The 16,268-nt window shown below is 39.1% G+C and carries 14 protein-coding genes; 10 read left to right on the top strand and 4 right to left on the bottom strand.

Features of this window, described 5'->3' with window-relative positions:
* The 9 genes from P8M52_RS01860 to P8M52_RS01900 all read left to right on the top strand — a co-directional run.
* On the top strand, positions 1 to 934 hold a 934-nt coding region (locus P8M52_RS01860; RefSeq protein WP_300306505.1), incomplete at its 5' end, for an FAD-dependent oxidoreductase.
* A 114-nt stretch (positions 935 to 1,048) separates the two neighbouring features.
* Positions 1,049 to 1,387 carry a histidine triad nucleotide-binding protein gene (locus tag P8M52_RS01865; RefSeq protein ID WP_300306508.1) on the top strand — a complete coding sequence of 113 codons (339 nt, stop codon included), beginning with the start codon at positions 1,049 to 1,051 and terminating at the stop codon, positions 1,385 to 1,387.
* A 98-nt stretch (positions 1,388 to 1,485) separates the two neighbouring features.
* A complete protein-coding gene (gene gcvP, locus P8M52_RS01870; RefSeq protein ID WP_300306511.1) occupies positions 1,486 to 4,284 on the top strand; it encodes an aminomethyl-transferring glycine dehydrogenase in 2,799 nt (932 codons plus the stop codon).
* Positions 4,285 to 4,372: 88 nt separating this feature from the next.
* On the top strand, positions 4,373 to 6,610 hold the full coding sequence (gene parC / locus P8M52_RS01875) for a DNA topoisomerase IV subunit A (RefSeq protein WP_300306514.1): 2,238 nt from the start codon (positions 4,373 to 4,375) through the stop codon (positions 6,608 to 6,610).
* A gap of 76 nt (positions 6,611 to 6,686) precedes the next feature.
* Entirely contained in the window at positions 6,687 to 7,058 is a 372-nt protein-coding gene (queD, locus tag P8M52_RS01880) for a 6-carboxytetrahydropterin synthase QueD (RefSeq protein WP_300306517.1), read from the top strand.
* Between the two features lie 2 nt (positions 7,059 to 7,060).
* On the top strand, positions 7,061 to 7,852 hold the full coding sequence (folE2, locus tag P8M52_RS01885) for a GTP cyclohydrolase FolE2 (protein WP_300306520.1): 792 nt from the start codon (positions 7,061 to 7,063) through the stop codon (positions 7,850 to 7,852).
* Between the two features lie 15 nt (positions 7,853 to 7,867).
* Positions 7,868 to 8,923 carry a 3-deoxy-7-phosphoheptulonate synthase gene (locus P8M52_RS01890; protein ID WP_300306523.1) on the top strand — a complete coding sequence of 352 codons (1,056 nt, stop codon included), beginning with the start codon at positions 7,868 to 7,870 and terminating at the stop codon, positions 8,921 to 8,923.
* A 130-nt stretch (positions 8,924 to 9,053) separates the two neighbouring features.
* Positions 9,054 to 11,645 (top strand): DNA gyrase subunit A, encoded by a 2,592-nt coding sequence (gene gyrA, locus P8M52_RS01895; protein WP_300306526.1) that lies wholly within the window; start codon positions 9,054 to 9,056, stop codon positions 11,643 to 11,645.
* 99 nt (positions 11,646 to 11,744) lie between these two features.
* Entirely contained in the window at positions 11,745 to 11,924 is a 180-nt protein-coding gene (locus tag P8M52_RS01900; RefSeq protein WP_300306529.1) for a hypothetical protein, read from the top strand.
* Here P8M52_RS01900 and P8M52_RS01905 read toward each other — a convergent pair whose 3' ends face one another.
* The 4 genes from P8M52_RS01905 to P8M52_RS01920 are packed head-to-tail and all read right to left on the bottom strand — an operon-like array spanning position 11,925 to position 16,009.
* Positions 11,925 to 13,493: a peptide chain release factor 3 gene (locus P8M52_RS01905; protein ID WP_300306532.1), complete on the bottom strand. Its 1,569-nt coding sequence runs from the start codon at positions 13,491 to 13,493 to the stop codon at positions 11,925 to 11,927.
* 2 nt (positions 13,494 to 13,495) lie between these two features.
* Entirely contained in the window at positions 13,496 to 13,939 is a 444-nt protein-coding gene (locus P8M52_RS01910) for a dCMP deaminase family protein (protein WP_300306535.1), read from the bottom strand.
* Between the two features lie 9 nt (positions 13,940 to 13,948).
* Positions 13,949 to 15,034: a phospho-N-acetylmuramoyl-pentapeptide-transferase gene (gene mraY / locus P8M52_RS01915; protein ID WP_300306538.1), complete on the bottom strand. Its 1,086-nt coding sequence runs from the start codon at positions 15,032 to 15,034 to the stop codon at positions 13,949 to 13,951.
* A gap of 6 nt (positions 15,035 to 15,040) precedes the next feature.
* The gene (locus tag P8M52_RS01920) at positions 15,041 to 16,009 is read right to left on the bottom strand and encodes a peptidylprolyl isomerase (RefSeq protein WP_300306541.1); all 969 of its coding nucleotides are present in this window, start codon (positions 16,007 to 16,009) and stop codon (positions 15,041 to 15,043) included.
* A 151-nt stretch (positions 16,010 to 16,160) separates the two neighbouring features.
* Here P8M52_RS01920 and P8M52_RS01925 point away from each other — a divergent pair.
* On the top strand, positions 16,161 to 16,268 hold a 108-nt coding region (locus tag P8M52_RS01925), incomplete at its 3' end, for a 4Fe-4S binding protein (RefSeq protein ID WP_300306544.1).

Below are 16,268 nucleotides of genomic sequence, written 5' to 3' on the forward strand. Positions count from 1 at the left end.
TAAGCGCATGAATGTTGTGCATATTGTTAGTGAAGTGACGGGTTTAGAAAATCAAGGTCGTTCAGTAGTGACACCTATTGGTACTTATCAAAATGATGCGTTAATTATTGCGTCAGGTGGCAGATTCATTAAAAAATTACCTGGCATTGAACATGCAATCACCCCTTGTGAAGGCATGAGTAGTGCTGAGGCCATTCGTGATCGTGTTAATGCTATGGAGGGTGGCGATATTGCCATTGGTTTTAGTGGCAACCCTAAAGAGCCTAGCGCTATGCGTGGCGGACCTATGTTTGAATTCTTATTCGGATTAGATACTCAGCTTCGTGCAGAAGGTAGGCGCGATAAGTTTAATTTGACGTTCTTTACTCCCGCACCAAAGCCCGGTGCTCGTTTAGGTGAAAAGGCTGTTAAAGGTTTACTGACAGAAATGAAAAAACGTAATATTACGACTCATCTTGGTCATAAGATGAAGCAATTTACAGCTGAAAAAGTTATTACTGAAGGTGGAGAGTTTGCTGCAGACTTAATTTTATTTATGCCAGGCATGACTGGTAACACTTGGTTTGATAACACCAATTTAACACGTAGTGAAGGCGGTATGTTGAAGGCTAATAAATTCTGTGAGGTTGAGGGCGTGGACAAAGTTTTTGTCGCAGGTGATTCGGGTTCATTTTCAGGTCCGGAGTGGATGCCAAAACAAGCACATATGGCTGATTTGCAGGCGGAAGCTGCGGCAAAAAATGCACTAGACAATTTAGATGGTCAAGCTTCTAGCCACACTTTCAAAATTGAATTGATGTGTATTGTTGACTCGAACAATAAGGGTATGTATGTTTCTCGTACTCTTAAGGGTGGCTTGATGTTGCCAAATTGTCGCCTCATGCATATAGCTAAAAAAGTGTTCGGTTGGTGGTATTTAAGACAATATCGTTAAAATTTGTAGTATTTTTCATGCGTTGTTTTATCGTGTTTTAGTAATTAACAAAGTGTTTAAAAAACAGTTCTTGTTAACTGCCAACATTGATTCTAATTACAGGGTTTTTTATTTATGTCTGATTGTTTATTTTGTAAAATTATTGCAGGTGAAATTCCTTCAAAGAAGATTTATGAAGATGAAGATGTTTATGCATTTCATGATATTGGTGCACAGGCGCCACATCATTTTCTAGTTATTCCTAAACAGCATATTGCTACTTTGAATGATGCTAACGATGCTACATTGATTGGCAAGCTAACACTAACTGCCAGCAAGATTGCTAAACAGATGGGTTTTGCAGATGAAGGCTATCGGGTAGTGATGAATTGCAATGAGCAGGGTGGACAAACGGTCTATCATGTCCATCTGCACTGTTTAGGCGGTCGCCCCCTTTCTTGGCCACCAGGCTAATAGATAAAACCTTGTTTTTTATAACATTATCTGTTGGTCAAACAATGTGCAGATAAGTTAAAATTCACGGCTTAAATTTATCTGATTGTAATCGAGTAATGAGTAACGAATTCCTAGACAGACATATTGGCCCAAGTGCTGAAGATATTAGCGCTATGTTAACAGCTATCAACTGTGAAACAGTGGATGAGGTAGTTGCCAAAACCGTGCCAAATTCTATTTTATTTGGCAACCGTATGGCAGTTGAAGAGGGCTTAACAGAGCGTGACAGTCTTGAGCTTGCAACCAAGCTTGCCAGTGAGAATATATTGGCAACCAACTTTATTGGCCAAGGCTACTACGGCACCTTAATGCCAACAGTTATTCAGCGTAATATTTTAGAAAATCCAGGCTGGTACACTGCATATACGCCATACCAGGCAGAAATTTCTCAAGGTCGTTTGGAGATGTTACTTAATTTCCAACAAATGATCATTGATCTAACAGGTATGGATATCTCCAATGCATCGTTACTTGATGAACCAACTGCTTGTGCTGAAGCCATGATGATGGCTAAGCGTGCTAATCGTAAAAATAAATCAAATCGATTTTTGATTGACAGTAACACCAACGCACAAACGATTACCATTCTACAAACTAGAGCTAAGCCGCTAGATATTGAACTGGTTATTGAAGATATTCAAAACCATGACTTTAATGACTGTTTTGCAGCGTTATTACAATCTCCAGGCACTAATGGCGAGGTTCGTGATTTAACGGCTGACATCACTAACGCTAAAGACAAGGGTGTTTTAACCATTGTTGCATGTGATGTTCTAGCGTTAGCATTAATTAAAACACCAGCTGAAATGGGTGCCGATATTGCTGTTGGTAATTCACAGCGTTTTGGTGTGCTAATGGGATTTGGTGGTCCGCACGCTGCTTTCTTGGCAACGCGTGATGAGTTTAAGCGCATGGTGCCAGGGCGCATTATTGGTGTCTCACAAGATGCTCTGGGTAATCCAGCAATGCGTATGTCGTTACAAACTCGAGAGCAGCACATTCGCCGTGATAAGGCCACCAGTAATATTTGCACTGCCCAGGTGTTATTAGCAGTATTAGCTGCCGCCTATGGTGTCTATCATGGTGCAGCTGGTTTAAAGAAGATTGCAACGAAGGTGCATGTGAAAGCAAGCAGTTTGGCAACAAGCCTTAAGTCAGCAGGGTTTGAGTTAGCTGCTGATCAATTTTTTGATACAATCACCATTAATACCGAGAAGGCCCAAGCATTATTTGATAGTGCGCAACAAGTCGGTATTAATATCCGTTTATTAAGCGCTACACAATTAAGCATCTCGGTTGATGAAACAACAACTGAATCGGAATTATTAGCATTGTTAGGCGTGTTCTCAGTGAGCGAGTTAGTTTCAACAGATAGTATTTTAGCGACTGAAATAATGCGTGATTCTGAATATTTAACACACCCTGTGTTCAGTCAATATCATTCAGAAACTGAAATGATGCGTTATTTGAAGCGTCTAGAAAATAAAGATATTGCACTTAATCATTCAATGATCGCTTTAGGTTCATGCACCATGAAGCTAAATGCTGCAACACAAATGTATCCAATTAGCTTGCCAGGATTTTCAAAATTACACCCTTATGCACCTGAAAATCAGACGCTAGGCTATCAACAGTTGTTTAGAGATTTAGAGCATGACTTATGCGAAGTTACAGGGTATGACGCAGTATCTTTACAGCCAAATGCAGGCTCTCAAGGTGAGTTTGCAGGCCTTTTGGCCATTCATGCTTATCATGATTCTCGTGGCGATTCACATCGTAACATTTGTTTAATTCCTTCTTCGGCACATGGAACCAATCCAGCGAGTGCGGTTATGGCTGGAATGAAAGTTGTTATTGTTAAATGCGATGAATCTGGCAATATTGATATTGATGATTTGAAGGCTAAAACAGAAAAACATGCTGATAATTTGTCAGCCATTATGGTGACATACCCATCGACACATGGTGTTTTTGAAGTTGAAATTAAACAAATTTGTGACATTATTCATGCTGCTGGTGGCCAGGTTTATCTTGATGGTGCTAACCTTAATGCAATGGTTGGTGTCACTAGAATGGGCGAGTTTGGTGCGGATGTATCACACATTAACTTACACAAGACGTTTGCTATTCCACATGGTGGTGGTGGTCCAGGTATGGGTCCAATCGGCGTTAAAGCACATTTGGCTGATTTTTTACCAGGTAATCCATTAGATAAAGATTCTAATGCAGTGTCTGCTGCAATGTATGGCTCTGCTTCAATCTTGCCAATTTCTTGGAGTTATATCAAGCTTCTTGGTAAATACGGCATGCAAAGATCTACCGAGGTGGCTATTGTGAGCGCTAACTATATTGCAGATTCGTTAAAGGACAGTTTCCCAATTTTATATCGTGGTGATCAAGGAATGGTTGCACATGAGTGTATTATCGATATTCGCCCTTTAAAAGAACAAAGTGGTATTTCTGAAGAGGATATCGCCAAGCGCCTGATGGATTATGGCTTTCACTCTCCAACCATGTCATTCCCAGTAGCAGGCACCCTAATGATCGAGCCAACTGAAAGTGAATCAAAGCGTGAAATTGATCGCTTTATCACAGCTATGGTGAGTATTCATGATGAAATTCAAAAAGTCATTTCTGGCGAGTGGGAGAAAGATAATAATCCACTTAAAAATGCACCGCATACGGCGCATGAAATGTCTGGAGAGTGGGCTTACCCTTATACACGACAAGAGGCTTTATACCCAGTTGATACTTTGGTAGCTAATAAATACTTCCCACCAGTTAAACGTATTGACAATGTCTATGGCGATCGTAATTTATTCTGTTCATGTATCACAACCGAAGACTTTGTATAATTTAACTTTTTTCGTTTAAAAGTTGCATTAAAATAGCTCAAAACTTAAGGTTTTTTATTACTTAAAAAATCGTTATTCCAGGGGGAAAATGAGCCAAATTGGTCTTGAGCAGCAAAGTGTCGCAGAGTTTTCTGAGCGCGCTTATCTTGATTATTCAATGTACGTCATTCTTGATCGCGCACTACCGTTTGTAGGTGATGGTCTAAAACCTGTGCAGCGACGTATCATCTATGCGATGAGCGAATTAGGTCTGAAATCAACTGCTAAATTTAAAAAGTCAGCACGTACGGTGGGCGATGTTTTAGGTAAGTTCCATCCACATGGTGATAGCGCTTGTTACGAAGCCATGGTACTTATGGCACAGCCGTTTTCTTATCGCTATCCATTTATTGATGGCCAAGGAAATTGGGGTGCACCCGATGATCCAAAATCATTTGCAGCCATGCGTTATACCGAGAGCAAGCTTTCTCGTTATGCAGATTTACTCCTGTCTGAAATAAACCAAGGCACTGCTACCTGGGAAGATAATTTTGACGGCTCTTTACAAGAGCCTAAAAACCTACCAGCGCAAGTGCCAAACTTATTGCTTAACGGCACCTCAGGTATTGCCGTAGGCATGGCAACAGATGTTCCGCCGCATAATTTAACAGAAGTGGTCAATGCTTGTATTCAATTGCTCGATAAGCCTTCGAGTGATTTAGATGAGATTATGCAAATCATTCCAGCGCCTGATTATCCGACCAATGCTAATATTGTTTCAAATGAAAAAGATATAAGGCAAATCTATGAGACTGGCCATGGTTCAGTAAAAATGCGTGCTACTTATGAAAAAGAAGAGGGCGACATTGTTATTGAAACACTGCCATTCCAAACATCAGGATCTAAAGTAATTGCTCAAATTGCTAGTCAAATGCGTGCTAAAAAGCTGCCATTAGTTGATGATATTCGTGATGAGTCTGACCATGAGAATCCGACAAGAATTGTTATCGTGCCTCGATCAAATCGAGTGGATGCCGATAGTTTAATGCTGCATTTATTTGCTACGACAGATTTAGAAAAAAATTATCGTGTCAACATGAACGTGATTGGCCTTGATGGTAAGCCGCAAGTTAAGCCGTTAGTGCCTATGTTAAAGGAATGGTTAACTTATAGAACTCAGATTGTAACCAAGCGACTTAATTTTCGTTTAGATAAAATTCTAGCACGCTTGCATATTTTAGAAGGCTTGTTAATCGCCTTTTTAAATATTGATGAAGTCATTGCGATTATTCGAGAAAACGATAAGCCTAAACCACTGTTGATGTCACATTTTAAGCTTAGCGAAATCCAGGCTGAAGCTATTTTAGAGCTTAAATTGCGACATCTTGCCAAGCTTGAAGAAGTAAAAATTCAATCCGAACAAGAAGAGCTAGCAGCTGAAAAAGAAAAGCTAGAATTGTTATTATCAAGTGATGCGCGTCTTAAAACTTATATAAAAAAAGAGCTCAAAGCTATTATTGAGCGTTTTGGCGATAAGCGTCGTTCTAATATTGCAACTGACGTAAGTAGTGCGCAAGCATTCAATGAGGATGATTTGGTTCCTGCAGAAAATGTGACTGTCGTATTAAGTGATAAAGGCTGGGTTCGAAGTGCTAAAGGTCACGACATTGATCCTACTACTCTAAATTATAAATCTGGTGATAATTATTTAACCAGTGTACAGGGGCGTAGCAATAAAAATGCAATCTTTATTGATTCAACAGGTCGGTCGTATTCTTTATTGGCCAACTCACTGCCAAGTGCTAGAGGACAAGGTGAGCCGCTAACGGGTCGACTAGCGCCTCCAGTGAGTGCTGAGTTTGTTGACGTGGTGATGGGTGAGGATATCCAACATATCCTCCTTGCTTCAGATGCAGGCTATGGCTTTATTGCTACAATCGGTGATTTACTATCTAAAAAGAAAGCCGGCAAAGCTTCGCTGACATTGCCGAGTGGCTCCAAGGTGATGAAAATTATTAATATTGATAATTTAGATAATCAATTTGTTGCTGTGGTTACTAATCGTGGTCGTTTATTGGTTTTCTCTGTTACAGAATTACCTGTTTTATCAAAGGGAAAGGGTAATAAATTAATTCAAATTCCAGCAAATGACATAAAAAATCGAGAAGAATTTGTTGTTAGTATCTGTGTCCTATTAGAAACTCAAAATCTTAGGGTTTATGCTGGAAAGCGCCATTTAACAATTAAATTCCAAGATTTAACCAACTATATAGGCTCTAGAGCTCGTCGCGGAAACTTGTTACCAAAAGGTTATCAGGGTGTCAATTCAATTGAGGCAGTGGAATAATAATCACGCCACGATTCAGGGTGTAATTATTACTCTAGCAAAGGTATAATTACAGCTTTACCCAATTTTTCCGAAAATGTTCGTCCTAAAAATTGTTACAGATTTTGCATCAGCACACTCCTTGAGAGATTATCCGGGAGATTGTTCCCGTCTCCATGGCCATAATTGGCAAGTGGAAGTTCTTGTCGCCTCAAAAGTGCTTGACGGTATTGGCATGGCAATTGATTTCAGAGAAATTAAAAACCAAACTAAAGTAGTTGTAAAAAGACTGGATCATCAATATTTAAATGATGTATCTCCTTTTGACCAACTCAATCCTACTGCTGAAAATATTGCGAAATATTTCTATGAAGAAGTGGGTAAATTAATTAACACTAAAGATGTTCGAGTAAAAGAAGTAACCATTTGGGAAACTTTAAGAGCGTCTGTCACTTATTCGGAGGACTAATCATGAAATCATGTGATTTACCAGATACACAAAACAATTTAGATACACGCCAAATCGTTATTGATAGAGTTGGTATTAAAGATATTTCTCATCCAATCACTTATGTGGATCGTGACGGTAATAAGTCGCCAACGGTGGGTAATTTTACCATGACAGTTACCTTGCCAGAAAATGTTAAAGGTACGCATATGTCTCGTTTTATTCAAATTCTAAACGAAGGCCCGTGTGAATTTGATAGTGGTAATTTTAGTAATATCATCACCAAGGTACGTGATCGACTAGAGTCTGAAACAGCTCACATTATTCTTGATTTTCCTTTCTTTAGGAAAAAGAAGGCGCCTTCTTCAGGTGTTGAGTCAATGATGGATTATCAAGTGAGTCTATATGGATCTTTAGACAATGGTAAATCAGAAGTAATGATGAAAGTTGTTGTTCCAGTCACCAGTCTTTGCCCATGTTCTAAGAGTATTTCTAAGTATGGTGCACACAACCAACGTTCTCATATTACAATTAAAGCTAAGGCGGCGGCTGGAAAAACACTTTATCTTGAAGATTTAATTGACTTAGCTGAGAAGAAGGCTTCTTGCGAGTTGTATGCAATTCTAAAGCGTGAAGATGAAAAAGTAGTCACGGAAAGAGCGTATGAAAATCCTGCTTTTGTAGAAGATTTAGTACGTGATATTGCCGTAGAATTAAATGCCAATGAAAATATTAGTTATTACCGTCTTGAATCTGAAAACTTTGAATCTATTCATAATCATTCAGCTTATGCATTAATTGAGAATCAAAAGTAAAGAATCGCCCAATCCATGAAATACAACACTAACAATTTAAGAATCACCTCAAGTGCTCCAATTATGGCACCTAATGAGCTAATGGATAAATTTCCACTAAGCGAACAAGGCTCTGCAAGTATTTTTCAGGCACGTGAAACTATCGCCAATATTTTAACTGGCGAAGATCAGCGTTTAATGGTGATTGTTGGCCCGTGTTCAATTCATGATTCTAACGCTGCACGTGATTATGCGCAAAAATTAGCTGAATTGCGAGATGAACTAAAACAGGATCTGTTTATTGTTATGCGTGTCTATTTTGAAAAGCCACGCACAACAATTGGCTGGAAGGGTTTGATTAACGATCCAGATTTGGATGAAAGTTTTAATATTGATAAAGGCCTTAAAATTGCACGTCATCTATTAACAGATATTGCTGATCTTAATATGCCAGTTGCGGTTGAGTATCTTGATTTAATCACACCACAATATATTTCTGATCTTATTTCATGGGGTGCAATTGGAGCGCGAACAACTGAAAGTCAGTCTCATCGTGAATTAGCATCTGCCTTGTCATGTCCTGTAGGATTTAAAAACGGAACCACAGGCTCACTTAGAGTTGCTATTGACGCTATTAAATCTGCTTGCAGTCCACATCATTTATTATCTGTCAATAAAGAAGGCGGTGTTAGTCACTATACGTCTTCAGGTAACCAAAGTACCCATATTATTCTACGGGGTGGCGCTGATGGTCCAAATTACTCAGAATCACATGTTAAAAGCGCTTCTGACCAACTGGCAGCTGAAGGCTTAAATCATCGTATTATGGTGGACTTCTCGCACGCAAACAGTGAAAAGAAATTCAAAAACCAGCTGAAAGTGGGTGATGATATTGCAACACAGATTGCAACTGAATCTGATCAAATTTTTGGGGTGATGATTGAGTCAAATATCAACGAAGGTAATCAAGCAGTTGGGCCACTAGAATCTCTTGAATATGGAGTCAGTATTACTGATAGTTGTATTAATTTTCAAGACACAGAAGACTTACTGAGAAAATTAGCCCAAGCGGTCCGTTCAAAAAACACTTAAATCTTTGATTTCAAAGAAATTTACGCTGTTATTTTTTTTCTGAAATACGCCTGTTATTTACGCATTTTTACTGTGTAAATTTGATGGTTTAGGGTACAATAAAAGTTAATTTTATTAAGCCATTTTTTGTATGTCAGACGACACAATCAACACTGAAAATCCTGAGGATTTTGAGCCTAATTACCCGATAGTTACTATTGAAGATGAAATGCGTGATTCCTACTTGGAATACGCCATGAGTGTTATTGTTGGGCGTGCATTACCTGATGTGCGAGATGGTCTCAAGCCGGTTCACCGTCGCGTGTTATACGCGATGAATGTTTTAGGAAACGATTACAATAAAGCTTACAAAAAATCCGCCCGTATTGTTGGTGATGTGATTGGTAAGTATCATCCACATGGTGATACGGCTGTGTACGATACGATCGTTCGTATGGCGCAACCGTTCTCAATGCGCAATATCCTAGTTGATGGTCAAGGTAACTTTGGTTCTGTAGATGGTGATTCTGCTGCAGCAATGCGTTATACAGAAATTCGTATGACTAAGCTATCTCATGAATTGTTACGAGATCTTGAGAAAGATACGGTTGATTTTAACGAGAACTACGACGGCTCAGAGTCTGAGCCTAGTGTATTGCCAACACGTGTACCAAATTTGTTAGTAAACGGGTCATCAGGTATTGCAGTTGGTATGGCAACAAACATACCGCCACATAATTTAGGCGAAGTGGTTGAAGCATGTCTTAAAACCATCGATAACGAAGATGTCACTATTGATGAATTACTAACAGTGATGCCAGGTCCTGATTTTCCAACAGCCGGCATTATTAATGGCGCTAGCGGAATTCGTCAAGCTTACGAAACTGGCAAGGGAAAAATATACCTACGCTCAGTGTCACATGTTGAAGGTGAGGATAAGCAAAGTATTGTTGTGACAGAATTGCCATATCAAGTGAATAAAGCCAAACTAATTGGTAAGATTGCTGAGTTGGTTAAAGACAAACGTGTGGATGGTATTACCGGTCTTAGAGATGAATCTGACAAAGATGGCATGCGCATGGTTATTGAACTGCGCCGAGGCGAAGTGCCCGAAGTGATGCTCAATAATTTATACAAACTGACAGAAATGCAAACGGTGTTTGGTATCAATATGGTGGCGATTGACCGAGGCATGCCTAAATTGATGACGCTTAAAGGTATATTGGAAGCGTTTATTTCTCACAGACGAGATGTGGTGACACGTCGCTCTATCTTTGATCTTAACAAGGCTAGAAATAGAGCACATCTATTAGAAGGTTTGTCGGTTGCATTGCACAATATTGATGAAATAATTGAGTTGATTAAAGCAGCGCCAAATCCTACAGAAGCTAAAGCTTCTTTAGTGGCCAAAACGTGGCAAGGATCAGTCATTAAAGAGCTGATTGGTGATCGTGATATGGCCATGTTCAAGCCAGAAGATTTACCTGCGGAATTAGGGTTGCAGGTGTCAGGCGATTATCAACTTTCAGATAAACAAGCACAAGCAATTCTAGATCTAAAACTTCACCGTTTAACTGGACTTGAAAAAGATAAAATATTTGCTGAATTTAATGAACTATTAGAGCGTATTAAATACTTGCTTGATATCTTGCAAAATCCAGAGCGCTTAATGCAAGTCATTCGAGATGAGCTTATTGAAATTCGTGATAACTTTGCCGATGCAAGAAAGACAGAAATTATTGAACATAAGATCGATTTAACATTAGAAGATCTTATTGCCCAAGAAGATCGTGTGGTAACCTTGTCGCACAGTGGTTATGTTAAAGCCCAATCACTGAGTGATTACCAGGCTCAGCGTCGTGGTGGCAAGGGCAAGGCGGCAACAAAAATGAAAGATGAAGATTTTGTTGATCAATTATTTGTCGCAAATTCACACGATACTGTGTTGTGTTTTTCATCTACCGGTAAGGTGCATTGGCTTAAAGTATATGAGTTACCAATGGCATCTCGAACAGCTAAAGGCAAGCCAATTATTAACTTACTACCACTCGAAAAAGATGAAGTGATTAATGCTATTCTGCCAGTATCTAAATTTACTGATGAGCAATTTGTATTTATGGTCACTAGTAGCGGTACCTGTAAGAAGACTTCGTTAACTAATTTTGCCCGCCCAAGAAAAGGCGGCATTATTGCCATTGAACTGCGTGATGGCGATAAGTTGGTCGGTGTAGATATCACTTCAGGCAATAATGACATTATGCTATTTTCAGCAAACGGCAAGTCCATTAGATTTAAAGAATCAGATGTACGTGCAGTGGGTAGAACGGCAATTGGTGTTCGTGGTATGAAGCTTGCTGATGATGAAATTGTATCAGCTATTATTGCTGACGATTCGAGTCCAATCCTGACGGCAACTGAAAAAGGCTATGGCAAACGTACAGATCTTGAAGAGTATCGAGTGCAGGCTCGTGGTGGCTCTGGCGTTATCTCTATTAAAACATCTGATCGAAATGGCAAAGTTGTCGGTGCTATTCAAGTGACTGACGAAGATGAAATGATGCTAATCTCTAATAAAGGTACATTGGTTCGAGCGCGAGCTGCCGATGTTTCAATTATTGGTCGTAACACTCAAGGTGTAACCTTGATTAATATCTCTAAAGGTGAAAAGTTAGTCTCGGTTGCTAAAATTGCTGAAACTGAAGACAAAGATGCAGAAGGTGAAGAGCAAGCTAGCGAAGAATAAAATACAGCCTATATTGATTACCAAACAAAAGCCTTGAACTAAATATTAGCTCAAGGCTTTTTTTTCACCAAGCAAGCTATAAAATCAATCGGAGTTAATATGAAAAACTATATAGTCATATCAGGATTAATTTTTTCCATTATTGCATTCGCACATCTAATAAGGATTATTAACGATTGGATGGTTGTTATTAACGATCAATCGCTAACTATGAGTATCTCTTATCTAGGCTTTATAGTGGCAACAATACTAGCCATTTGGGCGTTTACAGCTAAATAATTAATGCTCTCTTGTGGCGGAGAAAATTAAGTTTGGATGGCGCTCCATAGTTAGTTGTAGATTAACCGTAGAGGGCGCTAGATAAGTCAACATTCCGGCAGAATCAATAGCAACATTATTTCCTGCTTTAGCTTTAAGTTGCTCAATATCTTTGTCATCACCTGTTACCCAGCGTGCAGTCGCTACTGCGATGGTTTCAAACTGACAATCAACTCCGTATTCATACTTTAGTCGGTGTGCCACAACATCAAACTGCAAAATACCCACGGCACCTAGGATTTGCGAACTATTAATAATCGGTCTAAATACTTGAGTTGCACCTTCTTCTGATAATTGGTCCAAGCCTTTTTGAAGCGCTTTAGCCTTTAAAGGATCTTTAAGTTGTGCACGACGGAATAGCTCTGGGGCAAAGTTCGGAATACCTTGGAAAGTTAGTTTTTCGCCTTGAGTAAAAGTATCACCAATACTAATGCCACCATGGTTATGGATGCCGATTACATCACCCGCATAAGCCACTTCGCTGCTAGTGCGTTCACGCGACATAAAGGTAACTGCATTGGCAATTTTGATTTGTTTGCCAGTAGCTACCTGCAAGACCTTCATGCCTTTTTTATACTCACCGCTTACAATGCGCATAAACGCTAGACGGTCATGATGTTTTGGATCCATGTTGGCTTGAATCTTAAAAACAAAGCCGGTCAGTTTGGTTTCATCAGGCTTGACTTCACGTATGTCAGATTGTCTGTTTTTGGGCGTTGGTGCATACTCAATAAAACCATCAAGTAAGTTTTGAATACCAAAGTTTGAAATAGCTGAGCCAAAAAATACGGGCGTTTGCTTACCACTTAAAAATGCCTCTAAGTCAAAGGGTGTGGTGGTTTCTGTAATTAACTCTACTTCATCACGCATCTCTTGTGCAATATCAGTACCCAATATATCATCAAGCTCCGGATTGTTGATACCATCAATAATGATGTTTTCACCAATCTCTGAATTCTTACCAGCTTCATACAAATAAACTTTATCTTCAAGTAAATGTACAACACCCTTAAAGCGCTTACCCATGCCAATCGGCCAAGTAATTGGTGCGCACTCAATATTAAGAACTGTTTCTACTTCATCCATTAAATCGATGGGCTCTTTACCTTCACGATCAAGTTTATTGATAAAGGTAAGAATAGGGGTGTCACGTAGGCGACAAACTTCCATTAGTTTAATGGTGCGCATTTCCACACCCTTGGCAACGTCAATCACCATTAATGCGGAATCCACTGCAGTTAACGTGCGATACGTGTCTTCAGAGAAGTCTTCGTGTCCTGGCGTGTCAAGCAGATTAATCACATGATTGTCATAATCAAACTGCATGATAGAAGAAGTAATCGAAATACCTCTTTCTTTCTCCATTTCCATCCAGTCAGATGTAGCATGTGCGCTTGATTTTCGCGCCTTAACACTACCAGCAGTTTTAATTGCACCTGCATATAAAAGTAGCTTTTCGGTAACAGTGGTCTTACCTGCATCCGGATGTGAAATAATCGCAAAAGTGCGACGCTTTGAAACTTCAGACATATTTAATTATCGTTTTTTATGATTAATTCAACGTTTGCTTCATCAAACATTGCTTTGGATAATTGCACGCTTTCGTTCCAATTATCCAATTCTTTAGATTTTTCGACCACGACCTTTTTGATGCCAACTTGAATAATGCCTTTGGCACATTCTGAACAAATTGGCAAGCCATAGACATATAGGGTTGCACCATCAAGAGAGGTGCCAGAGTAGGTGGCATTGTAAATCGCATTCATTTCTGCATGAACAACTAGTTTGTATTTCGTATCACGATCATTGTAGCGTTCATCACTGTCATTAATGCCACGAGGAAATCCGTTAAAACCCTGAGATAAAACCTCTTTCTTGCTGCCAACAGTCACAGCGCCAACTTGAGTTGACGGGTCTTTTGACCAAGTAGAAACTTCTTTTGCAAGCGCAAGATAGCGTTGATCCCATTTATTCATTTGCATATTTTAACGTATCTTGATTGAAGCAAGGCTTACCAGTACTAAGATTAAAGTAATCATCCAAAACCGAACAATAATTTTTGGCTCAGAAATACCTTTTTTCTCAAAATGATGGTGAATCGGCGCCATGAGGAAAAACCGTTTTTTTGTGCGCTTGTAGTAGGCTACTTGAATAATAACCGAGAGTGTCTCAGCGACAAATACACCACCCATAATAAACAATAATATTTCCTGCCTTAGTAGGATAGCAATAACAGCCAAAATAGCACCTAAAGCCAACGAGCCAACATCACCCATGAAAATTTCAGCAGGATAGGTATTAAACCATAAAAATCCTAGACCGCTACCCACTAGGGCGGCACAAACAACAAACAATTCACCTGTGCCAAGCATGAATGGCATATTAAGATAGGTTGAAAATGTGTAGTTACCACTGATATAAGCAAATAAAGCCAGTGCGCTGGAAATAAGAATGACTGGCATAATGGCTAAACCGTCTAATCCATCAGTTAAATTGACAGCATTCGAAGAGCCAACAATGACTAAGTATGTCAGTATTAAAAATCCAATAATACCTAGTGGAACAGTGATATCTTTTACAAATGGAATCAGCAGCTCTGTTTGCATTGGACTATCTATTGCCAATACAATCCAAGAGCCAATTGCAATCGCGCCAAGAGACTGACCTAGGATTTTTTTACGAGAGCTTAATCCAGCAGAAGACTTGTGTTTGATTTTTAAATAGTCATCCATAAAGCCAATGCCACCAAAAATAACCGCAGTGCTTAGAACAATCCATAAATACATGTTTGACCAATCTGCCCAAATAAGGGAGCTAGCAATAAATGAAAAAAGAATCATTACACCACCCATGGTTGGTGTGCCTGATTTAGCTAAATGCGACTTTGGACCATCTGTTCTAACTACTTGTCCAATTTGGTATTGGTGTAATTTAGCGATAAAGTAGTGGCCCAATGCTAAACTGATGAGTAGCGACGCTAGCATTGCAAAGACAGCTCTAAGTGTCAGATAATTAAGAACCTCAAATCCAGAGTTGAATTGAGTTAAAAAGCTGATTAATTCTAAAAACATAAAAAATTACTCAATATCATTAATAGAAAGCAATTCTAATTTAAAAATTAGAATGGTATCTGCTGATAAACCACCTCGTTCACTATCACCGTAAATTTGATAATAAGGTGCGATTAGCGTGCGTTTTTCGCCAACGCTCATGTCTAGCACCGAAGTATCAATAATACTAATAATAGTGCCAGATCCTGCCGCAAATGGCAAGGGCTCGTTCGCCTCTCTCATATTGGTGCCATCATCTAGATCGATTGTTAAATTAACTTTAACTAGGTCGCCTTTGTTGGGCTTTTCTCCTGTACCTGATTGGTTGATTTCAACAAAATGACCTTTATTGGTTATTACTGCATTGACATAGTTTGCTTTGACAAATTTTTTAAATTTGGCTTTTTTATCAGCAATTTTTTGCATTTCCTTGTTGGCGTATTCGGCGTTTGCTGCATTAAAAGCTGCTTCGTCAGTGTTAAAGTCTTGCGCATTCTCCCCTATTCTAAGAATCTTGACTTTACGGATAAAGTCTCCTTGTTTGATGCTGTTAACCACATCCATGCCTTCAACTACATGGCCAAAAACAGTGTGCTTTCCATCTAACCAATCTGTGGCTCTATGGGTGATAAAAAACTGAGATCCATTAGTGTTAGGGCCTGAGTTGGCCATTGATAAAATGCCGCCTTGATCATGACTTAGATCAGTAATTTCATCATTAAATTGATAGCCAGGACCACCAGTACCATTGCCTTTAGGATCGCCACCTTGGATCATAAAATTATCAATAACTCGGTGAAATTTTAGACCATCATAAAAAGGCTTGCCTGTTTGGATGTTGGAATTTTTACTACCTTCAGCTAAACCAACAAAGTTAATGACGGTTAAAGGCGTTTTTTCGAATTCAAGCTGTACAAGTATATCGCCTTGATTGGTGTGTAGATTTGCATATAGCCCTTCCTCTAATTTTGCTGGTGAAGAAAGTGAAATTAGCATGGCAAAAAACAGAGTGAAAAGACGCAACATAATGAGATTTTTAATCGATAAATAAAGCCATTGATGATACCGCAAAACACAATAAAAATAAGGGTAACAATACGGTAAAATATCACTTAATTTATAATTGCTTTACTACTAGGAAATAAGAATGTCTTTACTAATTACAGATGAATGTATTAACTGCGATGTTTGTGAGCCAGAATGCCCAAATGATGCAATATATATGGGTGATGAAATCTATGAAATTGATGGCGAC

This window comes from Candidatus Thioglobus sp., from assembly GCF_029243085.1.
Classification (GTDB): Bacteria; Pseudomonadota; Gammaproteobacteria; order PS1; family Pseudothioglobaceae; genus Thioglobus_A.

Bases quoted from the DNA above. Each gene is read 5' to 3' on its own strand.
- gcvP (WP_300306511.1), top strand. From the start codon at position 1,486: ATGAGTAACGAATTCCTAGACAGACATATTGGCCCAAGTGCTGAAGAT.
- parC (WP_300306514.1), top strand. From the start codon at position 4,373: ATGAGCCAAATTGGTCTTGAGCAGCAAAGTGTCGCAGAGTTTTCTGAG.
- P8M52_RS01910 (WP_300306535.1), bottom strand. From the start codon at position 13,939: ATGAATAAATGGGATCAACGCTATCTTGCGCTTGCAAAAGAAGTTTCT.
- P8M52_RS01900 (WP_300306529.1), top strand. From the start codon at position 11,745: ATGAAAAACTATATAGTCATATCAGGATTAATTTTTTCCATTATTGCA.
- P8M52_RS01865 (WP_300306508.1), top strand. From the start codon at position 1,049: ATGTCTGATTGTTTATTTTGTAAAATTATTGCAGGTGAAATTCCTTCA.
- queD (WP_300306517.1), top strand. From the start codon at position 6,687: ATGTTCGTCCTAAAAATTGTTACAGATTTTGCATCAGCACACTCCTTG.
- gyrA (WP_300306526.1), top strand. From the start codon at position 9,054: ATGTCAGACGACACAATCAACACTGAAAATCCTGAGGATTTTGAGCCT.
- P8M52_RS01890 (WP_300306523.1), top strand. From the start codon at position 7,868: ATGAAATACAACACTAACAATTTAAGAATCACCTCAAGTGCTCCAATT.
- mraY (WP_300306538.1), bottom strand. From the start codon at position 15,034: ATGTTTTTAGAATTAATCAGCTTTTTAACTCAATTCAACTCTGGATTT.
- P8M52_RS01920 (WP_300306541.1), bottom strand. From the start codon at position 16,009: ATGCTAATTTCACTTTCTTCACCAGCAAAATTAGAGGAAGGGCTATAT.
- folE2 (WP_300306520.1), top strand. From the start codon at position 7,061: ATGAAATCATGTGATTTACCAGATACACAAAACAATTTAGATACACGC.
- P8M52_RS01905 (WP_300306532.1), bottom strand. From the start codon at position 13,493: ATGTCTGAAGTTTCAAAGCGTCGCACTTTTGCGATTATTTCACATCCG.